Raw genomic sequence first — 20,971 nt, forward strand, 5'->3', positions numbered from 1 at the left:
TTTTCGCTTTGGCCGCAGGCACCGGGGTGCTGCGGCTATCAGTGTCGGTCAGAGCGTGCCCTTGGTCGACGGGATCGCATCCGCCTTGCGCGGATCGGTCTCTACCGCCATGCGCAGCGCCCGCGCCACGGCCTTGAAGGCCGCCTCTGCGATGTGGTGGCTGTTCACCCCATGACGCAGGTCGATATGCAGCGTGATGCCGCCATGGGTGGCCAGCGCCTGAAAGAACTCGCGCACGAGCTCGGTGTCGAACGTGCCGATCTTCTGGGTCGGGAAGGGGACATTCCACACAAGGAAGGGCCGCCCCGACAGATCAAGCGCGCAATGCACCTGCGCGTCATCCATCGGCAGGCTGCATTCGCCATAGCGGCGGATACCGCGCTTGTCGCCAAGCGCCTGTGTCAGTGCCTGTCCAAGCGCGATGCCGGTGTCCTCGACGGTGTGGTGGTCGTCAATGTGCAGGTCGCCCTTTGCGCGCAGCGTGATGTCGATCAGCGAGTGGCGGGCCAACTGGTCCATCATGTGATCAAAGAAGCCCACGCCCGATTGCATGTCATAGCGGCCGCTTCCGTCCAGATCGACGGCGATCGAGATTTCGGTCTCTGCTGTGCGGCGGGTAATTTCGGCCTTGCGCATGACGCTCTCCGCTTGCGGTGTCGCGGGCGTTATAGGGCGGGCGGCGGCGCGAGGGAAGGGTTTGTGCAGCCGAGCCGGGCACTTGAGCCCAAAACGACGAAGGGCGGCCCGAGGGCCGCCCTGTTCGACTGGAGCGGGCGATGAGATTCGAACTCACGACCCTAACCTTGGCAAGGTTATGCTCTACCCCTGAGCTACGCCCGCACTCCGTGATGGGGCTTCTAGCGGGTGATGCGCAGCACCGCAAGGGGGATTTCGGTAGCGCGTGCGCGGGGGCCAGAAAAGCGAAAGGCGGCCCGAAGGCCGCCTGCTTCGATTGGAGCGGGCGATGAGATTCGAACTCACGACCCTAACCTTGGCAAGGTTATGCTCTACCCCTGAGCTACGCCCGCATCCTTGGCCTTGCGGCCGGGTATCCGAACTGGAGCGGGCGATGAGATTCGAACTCACGACCCTAACCTTGGCAAGGTTATGCTCTACCCCTGAGCTACGCCCGCGCTGCCGGTTCGGTGGAGGCGGATTTATGGGATCATGCCGGAGGCCGCAAGGGGAAAAAGACGGAGGTCACGCAGAAATTTGGTCGCAGGGGGCGGCAGGGCGGAATGGGGCCCTGGCGGCCCCTTGATGCCTTGAATGTGCTGGGGGGCTGGCTGGCACGTGCGAAATGGCTGGTGCTGGCGCGCGACCGGGCAGGTCTGGGTGTTCGGGGGAGAGTGGCTGGCTGGCACTGGCGAAAAGCTGGTGCTGGCTTGCTGCTTTGCGATTGGCTGCCACGTTCCTGTCAGGAAGGGGCGGCCATGTCTTCCTTGAGCAAACACTTAGGGCGCGAAAATGATAAGGTCAAGAAAAATGCAACAAAAACAAATAGTTGATAAGTTCTGTCGGGCATTGGGTGCAAAGGGAAACTGTCAGGATCTGTAGCCCGCAACCTGGAAAGCGGGTGATTCAGACAGGAAAAGGGCGGCACGGGTTTTCCCTGCCGCCCTTGATGACACCGCAGGATCAAGCGGCGTTATTCCAGTTCGATCAGCAGATCCTTTGCATCGATCTGCGTGCCTGCGCTCACGTGGACCAGCTTGACGGTCGCCTCGCGGTCGGCGTGCAGGCCGGTTTCCATCTTCATCGCCTCGATGGTCAGCAGCAGATCGCCCGCGCGCACCTTCTGCCCGGCCGTGACCGCGACGCTGGCGACCGATCCAGGCATCGGCGCGCCGATATGGCCGGGGTTGCCTTCCTGCGCCTTGGGTTTGGCGGCGGTCTTGGCCTTGACGGCACGGTTTGCAACGCGGATCACGCGCGGCTGGCCGTTCAGCTCGAAAAACACCTTCACGTCGCCGTCGTCGCCGGTTTCGCCCACGGCCTGCAGGCGGATCTCAAGCGTCTTGCCGGGATCGATCTCGGAGGTGATCTCCTCGCCCGGTTCCATCCCGTAGAAGAAGGTCCGTGTCGGCAAGGTGCGCACCGGGCCATAAAGGCGGTGGCGACCCATGTAGTCGAGGAAGACCTTGGGATACATCAGGTAGCCGTTCAGGTCCTCGTCATCGACGGTGAACCCGTTCAGTTCGGCCGACAGCTTCGCGCGCGTCGCCTCAAGGTCCACCGGGGCCATGCCGAGGCCGGGGCGGGTGGTCTGCGGCTTTTCGCCTTTCAGCACCTTCTTCTGGATCCCGGCGGGCCAGCCGCCATGGGGTTGGCCGAGATTGCCCTTCATCATGTCAACGACCGAGTCCGGGAAGGCGACGTCAACGCTTGGGTCTTCGACCTGCGCGCGGGTAAGGCCTTGCGCCACCATCATCAGCGCCATGTCGCCCACCACCTTGGACGAGGGCGTCACCTTCACGATGTCGCCGAACATCTGGTTCGCATCGGCATAGGCCTGCGCAACCTCGGGCCAGCGTTCTTCCAGACCCAGCGAGCGGGCCTGCGCCTTGAGGTTGGTGAACTGCCCGCCGGGCATTTCGTGCAGATAGACCTCGGAGGCGGGGGCCGGGATGCCGCTTTCAAAGGCGGAATACTGGGCGCGCACATGTTCCCAGTAGTTGGAGATCTCGCGAATAGCGGCAATGTCGAGCCCGGTGTCGCGTTCGGTATGGCGCAGCGCCTCGACGATCGAGCCAAGACAGGGCTGAGAGGTGCCGCCCGAGAACGCGTCCATGGCCGCATCGACTGCATCGACACCCGCGTCGCAGGCCGCAAGCACAGTTGCCGCCGCAGCGCCGCTTGTGTCATGGGTGTGGAAGTGGATGGGCAGGCCCACCTCTTGCCGCAGCGTCTTGATCAGCACTCGGGCGGCGGCGGGCTTCAGAAGCCCGGCCATATCCTTCAGGCCCAGCACATGCGCGCCGGCGCCCTTCAGCTCCTTGGCCATGCCGACGTAGTATTTCAGATCATACTTGGCGCGGTTCGGGTCAAGCAGATCGCCGGTGTAGCAGATCGTGCCTTCGCAGACCTTGTTCGCCTCGATCACCGCGTCCATCGCGACGCGCATGTTGTCGACCCAGTTCAGGCTGTCGAAGACGCGGAACACATCAACCCCGGTCGCAGCGGCCTGTTTGACGAAGGCCTGCACCACATTGTCGGGGTAGTTGGTATAGCCCACGCCATTGCTGGCGCGCAGCAGCATCTGGGTCATCAGGTTCGGCATGGCGGCACGCAGGTCGCGCAGGCGCTGCCAGGGGCATTCCTGAAGGAAGCGGTAGGCCACGTCGAAGGTCGCGCCACCCCAGCATTCAACGCTGAACAACTGGGGCAGGTTCGCGGCATAGGCTGGTGCCACGCGGATCATGTCGATCGACCGCATCCGGGTGGCAAGCAAGCTCTGGTGGCCGTCGCGCATGGTTGTGTCGGTGATCAGCACCTTGGTCTGCGCGCGCATCCAGTCGGCGACGGCCTGCGGCCCCTTCTGTTCCAGAAGATTGCGCGTGCCCATCGCAGGATCGGACTTGGCGGCTGGCGGACGCGGCGCCCGCACCTCGGCCGCAGGGCGCGGACGGCCCGCAGTCTCGGGGTGCCCGTTCACGGTGATGTCGGCGATATAGGTCAAGATCTTCGTCGCCCGGTCCTTGCGCTTCTTGAAGGCAAAGAGGTCAGGCGTCGTGTCGATGAACTTGGTCGTGTAGGTGTCATCAAGGAAGGTCGGGTGGCGCAGCAGGTTGATGACGAAATCGATGTTGGTCGATACGCCTCGGATGCGGAACTCGCGCAGTGCCCGGATCATCCGGTTGATCGCCAGATCGGGCGTCTGCGCCCAGGCCGTGACCTTGACCAGCAGCGAGTCGTAATAGCGCGTGATGACTGCGCCGGCATAGGCAGTGCCGCCATCCAGACGGATGCCGTTGCCAGTGGCCGAACGATAGGCGGTGATCCGACCGTAGTCGGGAATGAAGTTGTTCTGCGGGTCTTCCGTCGTCACCCGGCACTGCAGCGCATGGCCCATCAGGCGCACGCCCTCCTGGCTGGCAACGCCCGTCGCTTCGGCCAGTGTCTTGCCCTCGGCGATCAGGATCTGGGCCTGCACGATGTCAATGCCGGTCACCTGTTCGGTGACGGTATGTTCCACCTGCACGCGGGGGTTCACCTCGATGAAGTAGAACTTGCCCTCGTCCATATCCATCAGGAATTCGACTGTGCCGGCACATTCATAGTTCACATGCTGGCAGATGCGCTTGCCCAACTCGCAGATCTCGGCGCGTTGCGCGTCGGTCAGGTAGGGGGCGGGGGCGCGCTCGACGACCTTCTGGTTGCGGCGCTGCACGGTGCAGTCGCGCTCATAAAGGTGATAGATCGTGCCGTGCTTGTCGCCGAGGATCTGCACCTCGACGTGGCGGGCGCGCAGGATCATCTTTTCCAGATAGCCCTCGCCATTGCCGAAGGCGGCCTCGGCCTCGCGCCGACCCTCCAGCACCTTGGCCTCAAGCTCTTCGGGGGTGTTGATCGGGCGCATGCCGCGACCGCCGCCGCCCCAGCTTGCCTTGAGCATCAGGGGGTAGCCGATCTCGGCGGCCTCTTTGCGGATCGCGTCAAAGTCGGTGCCCAGTACCTCGGTCGCGGGGATGACCGGAACGCCCGCCTGAATCGCGACCCGCCGGGCGCTTGCCTTGTCGCCAAGAGCGCGCATCGTCTCGGCCTTGGGGCCGATGAAGGTGATGCCCGCCTGTTCGCAAGCCTCTACAAAATCAGGATTTTCAGACAGAAGCCCATAGCCTGGATGGATCGCATCGGCGCCCGACAGCTTGGCCACGCGGATGATTTCGGGGATCGAGAGATAGGCGCCAACCGGCGAGAGGCCCTCACCGATCAGATAGGCCTCGTCCGCCTTGAAGCGGTGCAGCGAAAGCTTGTCTTCCTCGGCATAGACGGCAACCGTCTTCTTGCCCATCTCGTTTGCCGCGCGCATCACGCGGATCGCGATCTCGCCACGGTTGGCAATCAGAATCTTGCGGAATTCGGTCATCGTTCCCCTCCGATGTCAGCACCGCACCAGCCGGCGCCGGGGTCACTCTAGGGGTGCTGCGATGCAGCGCAAGGGCGGTATACGACAATTCTGCAAAGCTTTGCGAAATATTCAGCGCAATTTCGCAACTGCAAACCATACGATCACGGCGCTCATTGGTTAGCGCTAACATTCAGCAATCGGCAAGATTGGAACATTCAAGGAACGCAGCCTTTCCAAGGCGGAACGGAGCGACTATTCTGCCCCTATGAGCGGATTTGATGAATCAGAGGCCTTCGAGGCCGCAGTTCCCCTGTCGCAGCGTGCCATGGCGGCGCGGCCGATGCCGTATCTGGATGATCTGAACCCGGCACAGCGGGCCGCTGTTCTGGCGCTGGATGGCCCGGTGCTGATGCTGGCGGGCGCAGGGACCGGCAAGACCAAGGCGCTGACAAGCCGGATCGTGCATCTTCTGGCCACTGGCAAGGCACGCCCGAACGAAATCCTCGCCGTGACCTTTACCAACAAGGCCGCGCGCGAGATGAAGGAGCGGGTGGCGCGACTGCTGGGGCAGGTGGAGGGGATGCCCTGGATGGGCACCTTCCATTCGATCAGCGTCAAGATCCTGCGCCGGCATGCCGAGCTGGTGGGGCTGAAGTCGAACTTCACCATCCTTGATACAGACGATCAGCTGCGCCTGCTGAAGCAGCTGATCATCGCTGCCAACATGGATGAAAAGCGCTGGCCCGCGCGGGCGCTGGCGGGGCTGATCGACCACTGGAAGAACCGCGCCTGGACGCCAGCCAAAGTGCCCTCGTCAGAGGCGGGGGGCTTCAATAACCGCGGGACCGAGCTTTACGAGCAGTATCAGGAACGTCTGCGCACGCTGAACGCCTGCGATTTCGGCGACCTGCTCATGCATTGCGTCACGATCTTTCAGGCGCACCCGGATGTGCTGGAGCAGTATCAGCGCTGGCTGCGCTACATCATGGTGGATGAGTATCAGGATACCAACGTCGCGCAGTATCTTTGGTTGCGCCTGCTGGCGCAGGGGCATCGCAACATCTGTTGCGTGGGCGATGACGATCAGTCGATCTATGGCTGGCGTGGCGCCGAGGTGGGCAACATCCTGCGGTTCGAAAAGGACTTTCCGGGCGCGCAGGTTATCCGGCTGGAACAGAACTACCGATCGACCGAACATATCCTTGCCGCAGCCTCAGGCGTGATCGCGGCCAATGCCGGCCGGCTTGGCAAGACGCTGTGGACCGAGGCGAAAGGCGGAGAGAAGCTGCGTCTGATCGGCCATTGGGATGGCGAGGAAGAGGCGCGCTGGATCGGGGACGAGATCGAGGCGCTTCAACGCGGCGGTCGGCGCGATCCGGTCAGCCTGAACGCGCAAGCGATCCTCGTGCGCGCCAGCCACCAGATGCGCGCCTTCGAGGACCGGTTCCTGACAATCGGCTTGCCCTATCGCGTCGTAGGCGGCCCGAGGTTCTATGAACGTCTCGAGATCCGCGATGCTATGGCCTATTTCCGGCTGGCGGTCAGCCCCGACGATGATCTGGCCTTCGAGCGTGTGGTGAATACGCCCAAGCGCGGCCTTGGCGACAAGGCCCAGCAGGATATCCAGCGCACCGCCCGCGCAAGCGGGGTCAGCCTTCTGGAAGGCGCGCGCGAACTGGTGGTCTCGGGCGGAATCGGCGGCAAGGGGGCAGGGCAGTTGCGTGCCTTTGTCGAGGGGGTCGATCGCTGGCATGCGGCGATCCTGAACGCCCGCCCGCAGCTTGCCGATGCGGTGATCGAGCCCATGTTGCCCGAGACGCCGCCCCATGCCGATCTGTCGCATGTGCGCCTGGCCGAAGTGATCCTTGAGGAATCGGGTTATGTCTCGATGTGGCAGAACGACAAGACGCCCGAGGCTGCGGGGCGGCTGGAGAACCTGAAGGAACTGGTCAAGGCGCTGGAGCAGTTCGACAGCCTGCAGGGTTTTCTGGAGCACGTCGCGCTGATCATGGACAATGACACCGAGGATGCGACCGAAAAGGTCACCATCATGACGCTGCACGCTGCCAAGGGGTTGGAGTTTCCGGTGGTCTTTCTCCCGGGCTGGGAGGACGGGCTGTTCCCGAGCCAGCGCAGCATGGATGAAAGCGGTCAGAAGGGGCTCGAGGAAGAGCGGCGGCTCGCCTATGTCGGGATCACGCGAGCCGAGCGGCTGTGCACGATTAGCTTTGCCGCCAACCGTCGGGTCTATGGTCAATGGCAGAGCCAACTGCCGTCGCGGTTCATTGACGAGTTGCCCGCGCGGGATGTGGATGTTCTGACCCCACCCGGACTTTACGGCGGCGGCTTCGGCGCCGCGGCGGGTTTGGGGGGCGGGTCACAGATTGAGGAGCGCGCGACGCGGGCCGATGTCTATAACTCTCCCGGATGGCGGCGGATGCAGGATCGAAGCGCCAGCCGTCCCATCGCCGCGCCGAAGGAGGGCCGCAGCTCGGTCATCGACCTTGCGGCCGTGTCACGCTTTGCCGAGGGCGACCGGGTCTTCCACCAGAAATTTGGCTATGGGACGGTGATGGCGATCGAGGGTGACAAGCTCGATATCGCCTTTGACAAGGCCGGTACGAAGAAAGTGGTCGCGGGCTTTGTGACCGAGGCGCAATCCGCCGATGATGTGCCCTTTTAATCTGGCGAAGGCGGGGGCTGTCTGCCCCCGCACCCCCGAGGATATTTAGGAAAAGAAGAAGGTGCGGGCGGCTTATCTGGGTCTCAGCCGTTCGAGCAGCTGGAACAGGATTCCGGCCATCAGGCCCCAGAAGGGGGCGCCGATGCCAAGCGCGGGCGTGCCGGATGCAGTGACTGACAGGGTGATTGCGGCGGCGAACCGGGTCTCAGGCACGGCAAAAGCCCCGGCTGCGGCGCCCATGAAGGGACCAAGCAGCGCAAGCGCCACGATGGAGGCCATCAGTTCGGGGGGCAGGGCGCCAAGAAGGGCAAGGATCAGCGGGCTGAGGAGGCCCAGCAGGACCCAGACTGCGGCGTAGACCAATCCCACCACCCAGCGACGGCTGCGATCGGGGTGCACGTCATCGCCCAGGCAGATCGCGGCAGTGATCGCCGCCATCGAGATCGTATGCGCGCCGAAAAGACCAATCACTGCCGAAATGCCCCCTGTCACTGCAAGACCTGCGCGCACCGGTGGCTCGTACCCGGCAGCACGGATCGTGGCGAAGCCGGGCAGGTTCTGAGAGGCCATGGTCACGAGGTAGAGCGGAAGAGCCAGGCCCACCAGCGCAGATGGGTTGAGCCCCGGCATGATGAAGGTCAGCGCGGGCGTTGGCAGTCGCAGATCCGGCAGGCTGGCGATCCCTAGCGTGAAGACGGCAACAAGCCCGCAGCCAAGCGCGGCAAGAACCGCCATTGCCGGATTGCGCAACCGAACCACGGCAAAGACCGCGATGACGGGCAGGATCAGGACCGGGCTGGCCACAGTCGCGGCGGGCAATTTGAGGCAGAAGGGGAGAAGTACCCCCGCCAGCATGCCTGCCGCTATTCCGTCCGGGATCAACGCAACTGCCCGGCCCAGAGGTTTCAGTGCCCCGGTCAGCGCGATCATCAGGCCGGTGACGACAAAGGCGCCAACGGCATCTGGCATGCTGATCCCCTCGGTCGCGGCGATCAGGGCGGCGCCTGGTGTCGACCAGGCCAGCACGATCGGGACCTTTGACTGCCAGCTGAGGAAAGCCGAGCCCACCGCCTTTCCCAGACAGATCGCCAGAACCCAGCTTGCCGTCTGCGCTGCACTGGCGCCAAGCGCTGCTGCGGCCGCCAGCACGAGCGCGATGGTGGAGCCATATCCAACCAGCGCGGCAACGAGGGCGGCGGAAATCAATGAGGCAGGCATCGGGCGCTCCGGCGGTCGTGGTCGGGGTAGTCGGGGTCGGGCGACCTTGGCCTTGGCGCAGTCGGGATGCAAGGGGGCGGCAAACGCTGGCCCCAAAACGGAAAACGGCGACGCCCAGGGAGGAGGAGGGGCGCCGCCGTTCCGAAATCGGCTGCCCAGGGAGGAGGAGGGGCAGCGTTTCTGTCGCGGCGCCTCCAGGGAGGAGGAGGGAGACACCGCATTTATCCAGGCCCAGGGAGGAGGAGGGGCCAAGGATCCTTGGTGGGCCACCAGGCCCGAAGAAGAAGCGGCGACCCCAGGGAGGAGGAGGGGGCCGCCGCAGAACCCAGGCCCAGGGAGGAGGTAGGGCCGGGATCCGAATGGGGCCGTTCAGCCCCGAATAAGTTGCGACGATCCCAGGGAGGAGGAGTGGGGACCGCCGCTGCGTCCGACCCAAGGGAGGAGGAGTGGGTCGGGCATTTCAGGAAGCCTTGGCTTCCGTATTTGGACGGCGACACCTGGGAGGAGGAGCGGTGTCGCCGATCATGCACTGGCCCTGGGAGGAGATGGGCCGCGCAGAAACTTACTTGCCGTAGGCGGCCTCATAGGCCAGCGCCACGATCATCGAGCGGTGGATCCCGAGATCCGCCAGCTCCGCATCATTCAGCGCGCTCAGTTCACGCACCGTCTGCTTGAAGATGGCGCGCTGCGCCATCGCTTTCTTCACGCCGCCCACCAGCGCGACGATTTGCTCGCCGAACCCGGCCTGAGCAACGCGAGAGGTGTTCACGAAAGCCATTTCATCAGTCCTTGCATACTGCGCTTGGGCGGGGGTGCTTTCTTTGCGTCCTCGTCTTCTGCGCCGATGGGATGAAGATGGGGGAATTTCTGCACCTGCACAATCCAAGAATGCTGCATTGCCGATATGCGGATGTTGCATGGCTGACGACGCCTTGGCGATGGCTTGTCAGGCGGTCTGCGTGAAATTTGATCGCCTGGAAAACCAGTCTTGCCCTTTCTGCCGCGCTGAACGAGTCTGGCCCGGAAATTCGGAGATCGACATGGAAATCACGCGGGAAACTGTTCTCAAAGCGCTTTCGGACGTGACGCTTCCGGACGGCGGAACGCTGGTTTCGCGCGATTTGATTCGTGCGTTGCGGGTTGAACCCGGTCTGGTCAGCTTTGTGATAGAGGCGGAATCGCCCGAAATGGCGCGCCAGCTAGCCCCGGTCCAAGAGAGAGCTGAGGCGATTTTGAGGGGGCTTGCCGGTGTCGACCGCGTGCAGGTCGTCATGACGGCCCATGGACCGGCAGCAAAACCGGCCCCCAGTCTCAAGGTTGGCGGCCATCCCACACCGCATCAGGGTGGGCCGAAACGGGTAAGCGGGATTGACCGGATTGTCGCCATCGGCTCGGGCAAGGGCGGGGTGGGCAAGTCCACCGTCTCGTCCAATCTGGCGGTGGCGCTGGCCCGGCAGGGGCGGCGCGTCGGCCTTCTTGATGCCGATATCCACGGGCCGAGCCAGCCACGCATGATGGGGGTGAACCGCCGCCCGGCGAGCCCTGATGGCAAGACCATCATCCCGCTGCAGGCTCATGGTGTTACCGTGATGTCGATTGGTTTCATGCTGAAAGAGGATGAGGCTGTCATCTGGCGCGGTCCGATGCTGATGGGCGCGCTGCAGCAGTTGATCGAACAGGTGCAATGGGGCGAGCTTGACATCCTTCTGATCGATCTTCCGCCGGGTACGGGGGACATCCAGCTGACGCTGAGCCAGCGGTTCGCGCTGACCGGCGCGGTCGTGGTCAGCACACCGCAGGATGTGGCCCTGATCGATGCGCGCAAGGCGCTCGACATGTTCCACAGGCTGAAGGTGCCGGTTCTGGGTCTGATTGAGAACATGTCCACCTTCGTCTGCCCGAACTGCGGACATGAGTCGCATCTATTTGGTCATGGTGGCGTGGCGGACGAGGCCGCGCGACAGGGCGCCCCCTTCCTGGGCGAGTTGCCGCTGGACCTGGATACCCGTCTTGCGGGGGACGCGGGCACCCCGATTGCTGCCGGGGACGGGCCCATGGCCGAGGCCTATGCCCGCCTTGCCCGGCGGCTGATCGACGGCGGCATGGCCTGACGGGTGGCCCGGCCCGCCGCGGCGGGGCAACAGGGCGCAAATCGATCTCATGGAATCTGATGGAACGGGGTGGTCTGCCTGGCGTTCACGGCGAATCATGCGCCAGTGATTTGCCGTGATTGGCCATGGGATTTGATGGAACAACCCGGATTTCATGGCGTTTCAGGCTGTTGCCTGCGGATTTCGTGCCGGGCCGCGGGAATTTCTGGACCAAGCCGCCTTAAGGTCTCACTTCTACATTTAGTGGCTCACGGGTTCGTGTTCTGCCATAAATTGCGGATCGACGAGGCGGGCGCGGCCCTATAGCTTGTGTTTGGCAGTTCTTGGGGCCTGAATCCCGGACGATCTCCCGAAGAAAACCGTTGCGTCCCATCAAATCCCATGGCATCCCTTAACTACCGGATGGCGGTGGGAAGTGAAAACACGGGGCGACCAAGACCCCTCAGGCGATAAAGCAGGTTTCATACAGGCCCCACAAACCATCCCAATGACGACCGGCGCGCGGGCGAGCAGACATCTCCCCCAGGTGGCACGCGCAAGCCGGGCCGGCCCAGCGATGGGACAGTTGGCGGATCGAGCAGTGGCAGCCGCTCGGTCCGCCTTTTCATTCTGGTCGGCAACTTCCTTTTGGTCGCGCGCAGGTGGGGCGTGGGGCACGAAATTTGGCCAGGCGGGGACAGCGGGTCGTGTCGGAGGCATTCAGAGGCGAATTCAACCAGAAGGTTGACGCAAAGGCGCGGGTATCCATCCCGGCGCCCTTTCGCCGTGTGCTGGAGGCCGGTGACCCATCCTGTGAGGGCGGGCGCCCGAAGTTTGTCATGGTTTATGGTCGCCCCAATGGCGCCTTTGTCGAATGCTACACCATTGCCGGCATGAAGCGGCTTGAGGCGCGCATCCGTCAGATGGCGGCTGGCACACGTGAACGGCGGCTTCTTGAGCGCAACTTCGTCACGCTTTCGCAACTGGTAGAAGTCGATGACGATGGCCGGATCGTTCTGCCGCCCAAGGGGCGTGAGAAGATCGGCCTTGCCCCAGAGATCATGAAGGACGGTGCCGAGGCGATCTTCGCCGGGACGCTGGATACCTTTCAGATATGGCACCGCGCGGCCTATGAAGCCGAGCTTGCGACCGACGAGGACGCCGATCTCGATTTCCTGGCAGATGGCGCCGATCTTCTGTCGCTGCTTCCCCCAGAAACCGAGAGGTGAGCCGTGGAGACGCGTGCACCGCACATTCCGGTGCTTCTGCGGCCGCTCATCGAGGTGTGCGCCCCGATATCGGGGCGCTGGCTGGATGGCACCTTCGGGGCAGGGGGCTATGCGCGCGGCCTGCTTGAGGCGGGTGCCGCCGAGGTAACCGGCGTTGATCGTGATCCGCTGGCCCTGCAGATGGCGGCGGCTTGGGCGGGCGCTTACGGCGACCGGCTGAAGCTGGTTGCGGGCACCTTCTCGCATCTTGATGACTATGCGCAGGATCTGGATGGGGTCGTGCTGGATCTGGGCGTGTCGTCCATGCAGCTCGATCAGCCCGAGCGCGGCTTTTCCTTCCAGAAGGATGGCCCGCTCGACATGCGGATGAGCCAGGAAGGCCGCTCCGCCGCCGATCTGGTGAACGAGACAGAAGAGTCGGTTCTGGCTGACATCCTTTATCTTTATGGCGAAGAGCGTGCCTCTCGTCGGATCGCGCGCGCGATTGTCGAGGCGCGCAAGACGGGCCCGATCACCACAACGCTGCAATTGGCTGAGATCGTCTCGCGCTGCCTGCCGCGCCCCAAGCCCGGCCAGAGCCACCCGGCGACGCGCAGCTTTCAGGCAATCCGCATCGCGGTGAATGCCGAGTTTGACGAATTGGCTGCCGGTCTGGCTGCGGCAGAGCGTGCGTTGAAGCCCGGCGGGAAGCTTGCGGTCGTGACCTTTCACAGTCTGGAGGACCGCATCGTGAAGCGGTTTTTCCAGACACGCAGTACCGAACAGCAGGGCAACCGCTATGCCCCGGCGCAAACCGGGCCGGCGCCCAGTTTCACCATGCTGACAAAGCGTGCCGTGGGGCCGGACGACCAGGAAATGGCTGAAAATCCGCGGGCGCGCTCGGCCAAGCTGCGGGTTGGTCTGCGCAATGATGCGCCTGCCCACAAACTCGATCTTGCGGCGCTGGATGTGCCGCTGCTGCGTCAGAAAGGGGGACGTCGCTGATGCGTGCGCTTGTCTATCTGCTGACCTTTGCCTCGGTGATCGGCCTTGGATTCTGGGCCTATACCGAGAACTACGCCACGCAGCAGGCCTTGAAGGATGTCGCACGCCTGAATGCTGAAATCGCCGATCTGCGCGAGGCGCTGTCGATCCAGCGGGCCGAATGGGCCTATCTGAATCGCCCCGACCGCCTGCGCGAGCTTGCCACCATCAACTTTGACCGCCTGCGCCTGTTGCCGCTGGAGCCTGAGCAGTTCGGCGTGGCAAGCCAGGTCGTCTATCCGATGCCCACAGTGGTCATGCCCGATTTGCAGATGCCGGTCGACGTCTCGGGCATCGAGCCGCTTGACGAGGTGCAATCCCCATGACCCGCACGCCCCTGCGCCCGCTTGCACGCATCCTGTCGGCCCGCGACGCGGGCGAGAACCCCGACCATATCGAGCGCGAGAATATCCGCGCCCGGCACGAGGTCGTGCGCGAGAAATCCCGCCGCCGGGCCGAGGGGCGCCTGTTGTTTCTCGGGCTGGCCTTCCTTGCGTCCTTTGGTCTGATCGGTGCGCGCATGGGTCTTCTTGCCGCGTCCGAGCCGATGGAGCCGCGCTCGGCCGCGCCCGGTGCTGCGATCCTTGCGCAACGGGCCGACATCACCGACCGCAATGGCCGCGTGCTTGCCACCAACCTTGTGACCCACGCGCTTTATGCCCAGCCCAAGGACATGGTTGATCCCGCGCGCGTCGCGCGCGAACTGGCCGCGATCTTCCCCGATCTCAAGGAAGATGATCTGAAGCGCCGGCTGACGGATGGCCGCAGTTTCCTCTGGATCAAGAAGAAGCTTTCGCCCGAACAAATGCAAAAGGTGCATGAGATCGGTGACCCCGGCCTTTTGTTCGGCCCGCGCGAGATGCGGCTTTATCCGAATGGCAAGCTTGCTGCCCATATCCTCGGGGGCGCCAGCTTCGGTGCCGAGGGCGTGAACAGCGCCGAGGTGATCGGCACCGCCGGTATCGAAAAGCTGCTGGATGCACGTCTGCGTGACCCCGCACAGACGGCAGAGCCGCTGGCCCTGTCGATCGACCTGACCTTGCAGGCGACGGTGACCGAGGTGCTGGACGCCGGCATGAAGATGATGAACGCCAAAGGTGCAGCGGCGATCCTGATGGATGTGCGCACCGGCGAAGTGCTGAGCCTTGTCTCGTTGCCTGATTTCGACCCCAATGATCGCCCCAACCCGTTGGTGAAGGGCGATCCCGCTGACAGCCCGCTCTTCAATCGCGCGGTGCAGGGCGTCTATGAACTTGGATCGACCTTCAAGATCTTTGCCGCCGCGCAGGCGATGGAGTTGGGGCTGGTCAACCCCGATACGCTGGTTGACGCCAATGCGCCGATGGTCTGGGGCAAGCACCGGATCAAGGAGTTCCAGGGCAAGAACTATGGCCCGAAACTCTCGGTGTCGGACGTGATCGCCAAAAGCTCCAACGTGGGCACCGCGCATATCGCGCTGATGATCGGCGGGTTGCGGCAGCAGGCCTTCCTCAAGTCGCTGGGCTTCTTTGAACCCTCTCCGCTGGAGATGGTCGAGGCGCGCAGTTCAAAGCCGCTGATTCCGGCCAAGTGGCCCGATATCGTGACGATTACCGCCTCATACGGCCATGGGATGAGCGCAAGCCCGATGCATCTGGCCTCTGCCTACGCGACAATTGCCAATGGTGGTGTCGCCGTAACACCCACCCTGCTGCGTCGTTCGAGCCTGCCGGATGGCACGCGGCTTCTGTCCGAACGGGTTGCCGCGGATGCGGTCGCCATGCTGCGCGGGGTGGTGGATCATGGAACTGCATCTTATGCGCGTATTCCGGGGTATCCGGTGGCGGGCAAGACCGGCACGGCCGACAAGCCAAAGCGCACCGGCGGGTATTACAAGGACAAGGTGGTGAACACATTCGCCTCGATGTTCCCGGCCTCGGACCCGCGTTATGTGCTGGTCGTGACGCTGGATGAGCCGGTCGATACCTCGGGCACAGAGCCGCGTCGCACGGCTGGCTACACCGCCGTACCCGTCGCTGCCGAGGTCATTCGCCGCACTGCCCCCCTGATGGGATTGCGTCCCGAGATTGAACTTGCCCAGCCCAATGAGGTAACAGCCGTCAGTCAGAACAACTGAATGCGGCCCGATGGCCAAGGTAGGACAAGATGGCGGAGCGGGTTGCGACCCTCGCACAACTGGGGCTGACGGCCAAGGCCGGGCGCGAGGCGCGGATCACGGGCCTTGCCGTTGACAGCCGGGCTGTGCGGCCGGGATACCTGTTTGCGGCGCTGGCGGGCAGCAAGTCCCACGGGGCTGACTACATCCCCTCTGTCCTGTCACAGGGTGCTGTCGCGATCCTGACGGATGCAGAAGGCGCGCGCCGCGCGGGTGATCTGCCTGAAAGTGTCGCCCTGATCGTGGCCGAAGAGCCGCGCGCGGCGCTTGCAATGGCGGCCTCGCTCTGGTTCGGGGCGCAGCCGCAGACCATGGTCGCCGTCACGGGCACCAACGGCAAGACCAGTGTGGCGACCTTTGCCCGCCAGATATGGGTTGCGCTTGGGCATGCCGCGATCAACATCGGCACCACCGGTGTAGAAGGGGCATGGGCCGCGCCGTCTGCCCACACCACGCCCGATCCGATCACATTGCACGCGATGTTGGCTGATGCAGCCGCGGCGGGCGTTACCCATGCGGCGATGGAGGCATCCTCGCACGGGCTTGATCAGTTCCGGCTGGACGGTGTGCGGCTGCGTGCGGCGGGCTTCACCAACTTCACACAGGATCACCTCGATTATCACGGCACGTTCGAGGCCTATTTTGCCGCCAAGGCAGGGCTCTTTGACCGGGTTCTGCCGCCCGAGGCGGCGGCGGTCATCAACATGAATGATCCCAAGGGCGCCGAAATGGCCCGGATTGCAGAGGCCCACGGGCAGCGTCTGATTACGGTTGGTCATGACGCGGGCTGCGATCTGCAGATCGCGGGGCAGCGGTTCGACGCGACAGGACAGGACGTGCGCTACCTGTGGCAGGGCAAACCGCGGCAGGTACGTCTTGATCTCATCGGCGGTTTCCAGGCGGAGAATGTCGCCATGGCCGCAGGGCTTGTGATCGGTGCCGGGGCTGCGCCCGCCGATGTCTTCCGGGTCTTGCCGCAACTCTCGGGCGTGCGCGGTCGGATGCAACTGGCCGCGACCCGCAGCAACGGGGCTTCCGTCTTTGTTGACTACGCCCATACGCCCGACGCCATTGCCACCGCACTGAAAGCCCTCCGCCCGCATGTGATGGGGCGCCTGATCGTCGTTTTCGGCGCGGGCGGCGACCGAGATCGCACCAAGCGCCCGCTGATGGGCGCAGCCGCGCGCGAACATGCGGATGTTCTATTTGTGACAGACGACAACCCCAGATCCGAGGATCCGGCCGCCATTCGTGCAGAAATTATGCAAGCCTGCCCGGACGCGAACGAGGTGGGTGACCGGGCCGAGGCGATCCTGCGCGGCGTCGATGCGCTGCAACCGGGGGACGCATTGCTGGTTGCCGGCAAAGGGCATGAAAGCGGGCAGATCATCAAGGGAGATGTCTTCCCGTTCGATGATGTAGAGCAGGCCTCGATCGCCGTGGCGGCATTGGATGGGGTGATCTGATGGCACTCTGGACCTCGACCGAGGCAGTAAAGGCAACCGGCGGCACCTCAGCGGTAGGCTGGAGCGCTGAAGGCGTGTCGATCGATACCCGCGCCCTGCGCCCCGGCGATCTGTTCGTGGCGCTGAAAGATGTGCGCGATGGCCATGACTTCGTGGCGCAGGCGCTGGAAAAGGGGGCGGCGGCTGCGCTGGTCAGCCGTATTCCCGATGGTGTCGCGCCCGATGCGCCGTTGCTCGTTGTGCCCGATGTCCTGCAAGGGCTGGAGGCGCTTGGCCGTGCCGCGCGGGCACGCACCGGGGCGCGGGTGATTGGCGTCACCGGATCGGTCGGAAAGACCTCGACCAAAGAGATGCTGCGCGCCACTTTGACAGGGCAGGGCCGGGTCCATGCCGCAGAGGCCAGCTACAACAACCACTGGGGCGTGCCGCTGACCCTCGCACGCATGCCAGCCGATACCGACTTTGCCGTGATCGAGATCGGCATGAACCACCCCGGCGAGATCGCGCCACTGGCCCGGATGGCTGACCTTGACGTGGCAGTGATCACCACGGTCGCACCCGCGCATCTCTTTTCCTTCGACAGTCTTGATGGCATTGCGGTCGAGAAAGCCTCGATCCTTGACGGTCTGCGCAAGGGCGGCACCGCCGTCCTGCCGGAAGGGTTGCCGGTGTCGCACATCCTTCTGGCCAAGGCTGCAGCAAACAACGTGCCTGCCGTGACCTTTGCGGCGCAGGGGGCAGACTGGCACATCGCTTCGGCCCAATGGGGGGAAGAGGCGAGTGCGGTTCAGGCGGCCACCCCGAAGGGGCCGCGTCTCTTCCGCGTGCAATCTCCGGGTCGTCACTTTGCGGTCAACGCCTTGGCGGTTCTGGCAGTGGCCGAGGCGCTTGGTCTTGATCCTGCGCTTTCGGCGCAGGGCCTGGGTCGCTGGGTGCCACCCGCCGGGCGGGGCCAGCGCGAGCGCATCGTGACCGACCTGATCGACGATACCGGGTTTGACCTTATCGACGACGCCTTCAATGCGAACCCGGCCTCGATGGCGGCGAGCCTTGATGTGCTCTCGATCCTCAACCCCAAGGACAACATCGGACGCATCCAGAAAGGGCGGCGCATCGCCATCCTCGGCGATATGCTGGAACTGGGCGAAACCGAACTTGCCCTGCATGCGGCCATTGCCGAGCATCCCGCGATGGCGAGCCTCGCCATTGTGCATTGCGTGGGTCCCCGCATGAAGGCACTTCACGACGCGCTTCCCAAGGCGCGCCGTGGCGAATGGGTCGAAACCGCCGCCGAGCTTTTGCCCCGCGTGGCAAGCCTTGTCGATGCCGGCGATGTGGTGCTGGTGAAGGGATCGAAGGGCATCAAGGTCAGCCTGCTGGTCGATGCGCTGAGAAAACTGGGGCGCGCCCGCCCCCAAGAAACCGAAGGGGCAGAGTAATGCTTTATATCCTGACACAGTTCTCGGACGGCGGAGACCTGTTCAACCTGTTCAGATACATCACCTTTCGGGCCGGGGCGGCCTTTTTCACCGCACTGATCTTCGGCTTTCTGTTTGGCAGGCCGCTGATCAACTTCCTGCGTCGCAAGCAGGGCAAAGGACAGCCGATCCGCGATGATGGTCCGGCCTCGCACCTGTCCAAGGCGGGTACGCCCACGATGGGGGGGCTTTTGATCCTGTCGGCGCTTCTGGTGTCAACCCTGGCCTGGGCTCGGCTCGACAACCCCTATGTCTGGATCGTGCTTCTTGTGACGATCGGCTTTGGCCTGATCGGCTTTGCCGATGACTATGCCAAGGTGACCAAGCAGAACACCAAGGGCGTGTCGGGGCGCGTGCGCATGGGGCTGGGGCTGCTGATTGCCGCACTCGCCGCGTTTTCCGCCGCAAGCTTCCACCCCGATCCGCTGACCAACCAACTGGCACTGCCGCTGTTCAAGGATGCGCTTGTCAACCTGGGCTGGTTCTTCGTGCCCTTCGGCATGATCGTCATCGTCGGTGCCGCCAATGCGGTGAACCTGACCGACGGTCTGGACGGGCTGGCCATCATGCCGGTGATGATCGCCGCCGCCACGCTGGGCGCCATTGCCTATGTGGTCGGCAACTTCAACTTCACCGAATATCTGGGTGTGCATTTCGTGCCGGGCACGGGGGAGCTGCTGATCTTCACCGCAGCCCTCGTCGGCGGTGGTCTGGGCTTCCTGTGGTACAACGCCCCGCCGGCTGCGGTGTTCATGGGGGATACCGGCAGCCTTGCCCTTGGTGGCGCCCTTGGGGCCATCGCGGTCTGCACCAAGCACGAGATCGTGCTGGCCATCGTCGGCGGCCTCTTCGTGGTCGAGGCGCTAAGCGTGATCATCCAGGTTGCCTATTTCAAGCGCACCGGTCGCCGGGTCTTTCTGATGGCGCCCATCCACCACCATTTCGAGAAGAAGGGCTGGGCCGAGCCGCAGATCGTGATCCGCTTCTGGATCATCTCGCTGATCCTCGCACTGATCGGGCTCGCCACGCTGAAAGTGCGTTGAAACGCAAAAGGCCCCCGCGGGGGCCTCTTCAATTCGGGCTTCCTCTTGGCCCCAATACCCTGGGGGAGCCGCCCGGCGGGCGGCGGAGGCAAAGCCCCCTTACCCGATCTCCGCCTTCACCCGCGCAGTGAAATCCTCGCCCCGCTTCTCGAAGTTCGGATACTGGTCAAAGCTCGCGGCAGCAGGGGCCAGCAGGACAACCTCGCCCGGCTGCGCCTCGGCGGCGGCACGGGCGACAGCGCGTTCCATCGTCTCGCAGATCTCATGCGGGGTCTCTCCGATCTGAAGCGCGAAGTCGCGGGCCGAAAAGCCGATCAGATAGGCTTTCACAACGGAACCCAGATGCGGCTCCAGCGCGGCGATGCCGCCGTCCTTGCCCATCCCGCCCGCGATCCAGCGAATTTTCGGGAAGGCCTGCAAGGCTTTGGCCGCTGCATCGACGTTCGTGGCCTTTGAATCGTTCACGAAACGCACGCCATTACGCTCGCCCACCAACTGGCTGCGATGGGGAAGGCCTGCAAAGCTGTGGAACGCGCCCTCGATCAGCTTGGGGGCGATCCCAAGCGCGCGGGTCGCCGCATAGGCCGCGCATGCGTTCTGGTGGTTATGGGCGCCGGGCAAGCCTGTCACCTCGCGCAGGTCGATGCTGGCCACCTGTTTGCCCTTGCGCCACTCCGCAAGGAACCCCTTGCGCGCAAAGACCGACCAGCCGAACCCCTCAAGCTTGCTGCCAGAAGAGATGCGGATCACGCGGTCATCCTGCGGCCCCTGCGCCAGTTGCCCAGCCATGAACCGGCCCTCAAGCTCATCGACGCCGACGATGCAGCGATCCGGGCCACCTTCGGCAAAGAGTCGGCGTTTGGCTGCAAAGTAGCCGCCCATGCCGTTGTGACGATCTAGATGGTCGGGCGAGAGGTTGGTGAAGACCGCCACATCGGGTGTCAACGCGCGGGCAAGATCGGTCTGATAGCTGGACAGTTCCAGCACCACCACCTCGCCGTCGGACGCAGGGTCAATGTCCAGCACGCCGCGCCCGATATTGCCGGCCATTTGCGTGGGGCGACCGGCGACCTTCAGGATATGGTGGATCAGCGCGGTGGTCGTCGATTTTCCGTTGGAACCCGTGATGCAGACCACTTTGGGCATGGCGTCGAAGCCGTCCCAGTCCTTCGTCGCGAAGCTGCGGAAGAAAAGGCCGATGTCATTGTCCACCGGCACACCAAGCTCCAGCGCGCGGGCGATCACCTTGTTGGGCGCGGGGTAGAGATGCGGAATACCGGGCGATGTGACCAGACAGGCGACCCCGTCAAACGCGCCGTGGCGCATCAGGTCAGTGCAGGCAAAACCCTCAGCCTCGGCCTTGGCGCGTGCCTCGGGGCTGTCGTCCCACAAAAGCGGCTCGGCACCCCCGGCCTTCAGGGCGCGCGCCGTTGCAAGGCCTGATCGGCCAAGTCCCAGCACGGCCACTTTCTGTCCCTGATACCCCTGCACCGGAATCATCTGTCATCCCCGACT

Annotated in this window: 14 protein-coding genes and 3 tRNA genes; 9 read left to right on the plus strand and 8 right to left on the minus strand. The window is 64.0% G+C overall.

Annotation, left to right across the window (positions count from 1 at the left end; genetic code table 11):
- Positions 1-48: 48 nt before the first annotated feature.
- The 5 genes from hisB to FQU74_RS10360 all read right to left on the minus strand — a co-directional run bounded on the left by hisB (position 49) and on the right by FQU74_RS10360 (position 5,089).
- Positions 49-636, minus strand: coding sequence for an imidazoleglycerol-phosphate dehydratase HisB (gene hisB, locus FQU74_RS10340; protein WP_146286391.1), 588 nt, complete (start codon positions 634-636; stop codon positions 49-51).
- Between the two features lie 129 nt (positions 637-765).
- A tRNA-Gly gene (locus FQU74_RS10345) sits at positions 766-840 on the minus strand.
- 113 nt (positions 841-953) lie between these two features.
- Positions 954-1,028: transfer RNA gene (locus FQU74_RS10350), tRNA-Gly, on the minus strand.
- Between the two features lie 30 nt (positions 1,029-1,058).
- Positions 1,059-1,133: transfer RNA gene (locus tag FQU74_RS10355), tRNA-Gly, on the minus strand.
- A gap of 515 nt (positions 1,134-1,648) precedes the next feature.
- Positions 1,649-5,089, minus strand: coding sequence for a pyruvate carboxylase (locus tag FQU74_RS10360; protein ID WP_146286392.1), 3,441 nt, complete (start codon positions 5,087-5,089; stop codon positions 1,649-1,651).
- A 247-nt stretch (positions 5,090-5,336) separates the two neighbouring features.
- Here FQU74_RS10360 and FQU74_RS10365 point away from each other — a divergent pair, with 247 nt between their 5' ends.
- Positions 5,337-7,754, plus strand: coding sequence for an ATP-dependent helicase (locus FQU74_RS10365; protein ID WP_146286393.1), 2,418 nt, complete (start codon positions 5,337-5,339; stop codon positions 7,752-7,754).
- Between the two features lie 72 nt (positions 7,755-7,826).
- On the opposite strand, the gene FQU74_RS10370 is transcribed toward FQU74_RS10365, so the two are convergent.
- Both FQU74_RS10370 and FQU74_RS10375 read right to left on the minus strand, forming a co-directional pair.
- Positions 7,827-8,972 (minus strand): benzoate/H(+) symporter BenE family transporter, encoded by a 1,146-nt coding sequence (locus FQU74_RS10370; RefSeq protein ID WP_146286394.1) that lies wholly within the window; start codon positions 8,970-8,972, stop codon positions 7,827-7,829.
- 562 nt (positions 8,973-9,534) lie between these two features.
- Positions 9,535-9,750: a DUF1127 domain-containing protein gene (locus FQU74_RS10375; protein ID WP_188781582.1), complete on the minus strand. Its 216-nt coding sequence runs from the start codon at positions 9,748-9,750 to the stop codon at positions 9,535-9,537.
- Positions 9,751-10,012: 262 nt separating this feature from the next.
- On the opposite strand from FQU74_RS10375, the gene FQU74_RS10380 reads away from it, so the two are divergent.
- The 8 genes from FQU74_RS10380 (at position 10,013) to mraY (ending at position 19,456) form a co-directional block, all read left to right on the plus strand.
- Complete coding sequence (locus tag FQU74_RS10380) at positions 10,013-11,083, plus strand: Mrp/NBP35 family ATP-binding protein (protein ID WP_146286395.1); 1,071 nt, start codon at positions 10,013-10,015, stop codon at positions 11,081-11,083.
- A gap of 686 nt (positions 11,084-11,769) precedes the next feature.
- Positions 11,770-12,291, plus strand: coding sequence for a division/cell wall cluster transcriptional repressor MraZ (gene mraZ, locus FQU74_RS10385; RefSeq protein ID WP_146286396.1), 522 nt, complete (start codon positions 11,770-11,772; stop codon positions 12,289-12,291).
- Positions 12,292-12,294: 3 nt separating this feature from the next.
- The gene (gene rsmH, locus FQU74_RS10390; RefSeq protein ID WP_146286397.1) at positions 12,295-13,275 is read left to right on the plus strand and encodes a 16S rRNA (cytosine(1402)-N(4))-methyltransferase RsmH; all 981 of its coding nucleotides are present in this window, start codon (positions 12,295-12,297) and stop codon (positions 13,273-13,275) included.
- The gene (gene ftsL / locus FQU74_RS10395) at positions 13,275-13,640 is read left to right on the plus strand and encodes a cell division protein FtsL (RefSeq protein ID WP_146286398.1); all 366 of its coding nucleotides are present in this window, start codon (positions 13,275-13,277) and stop codon (positions 13,638-13,640) included. The genes rsmH and ftsL overlap by 1 nt, the downstream gene beginning before the upstream one ends.
- Positions 13,637-15,430, plus strand: coding sequence for a peptidoglycan D,D-transpeptidase FtsI family protein (locus FQU74_RS10400; RefSeq protein ID WP_146286399.1), 1,794 nt, complete (start codon positions 13,637-13,639; stop codon positions 15,428-15,430). The genes ftsL and FQU74_RS10400 overlap by 4 nt, the downstream gene beginning before the upstream one ends.
- Before the next feature lie 29 nt (positions 15,431-15,459).
- Positions 15,460-16,935 carry a UDP-N-acetylmuramoyl-L-alanyl-D-glutamate--2,6-diaminopimelate ligase gene (locus FQU74_RS10405; protein ID WP_146286400.1) on the plus strand — a complete coding sequence of 492 codons (1,476 nt, stop codon included), beginning with the start codon at positions 15,460-15,462 and terminating at the stop codon, positions 16,933-16,935.
- The gene (locus tag FQU74_RS10410; RefSeq protein WP_146286401.1) at positions 16,932-18,374 is read left to right on the plus strand and encodes a UDP-N-acetylmuramoyl-tripeptide--D-alanyl-D-alanine ligase; all 1,443 of its coding nucleotides are present in this window, start codon (positions 16,932-16,934) and stop codon (positions 18,372-18,374) included. Before FQU74_RS10405 ends, FQU74_RS10410 begins: the two co-directional genes overlap by 4 nt.
- Positions 18,374-19,456, plus strand: coding sequence for a phospho-N-acetylmuramoyl-pentapeptide-transferase (mraY, locus tag FQU74_RS10415; protein ID WP_146286402.1), 1,083 nt, complete (start codon positions 18,374-18,376; stop codon positions 19,454-19,456). The genes FQU74_RS10410 and mraY overlap by 1 nt, the downstream gene beginning before the upstream one ends.
- Positions 19,457-19,555: 99 nt before the next feature.
- Here mraY and murD read toward each other — a convergent pair whose 3' ends face one another.
- Positions 19,556-20,956 (minus strand): UDP-N-acetylmuramoyl-L-alanine--D-glutamate ligase, encoded by a 1,401-nt coding sequence (gene murD, locus FQU74_RS10420; RefSeq protein ID WP_146286403.1) that lies wholly within the window; start codon positions 20,954-20,956, stop codon positions 19,556-19,558.
- Positions 20,957-20,971: the final 15 nt, after the last annotated feature.

Source organism: Gemmobacter aquaticus (assembly GCF_007859075.1).
GTDB classification, from domain to species: domain Bacteria; phylum Pseudomonadota; class Alphaproteobacteria; order Rhodobacterales; family Rhodobacteraceae; genus Gemmobacter; species Gemmobacter aquaticus.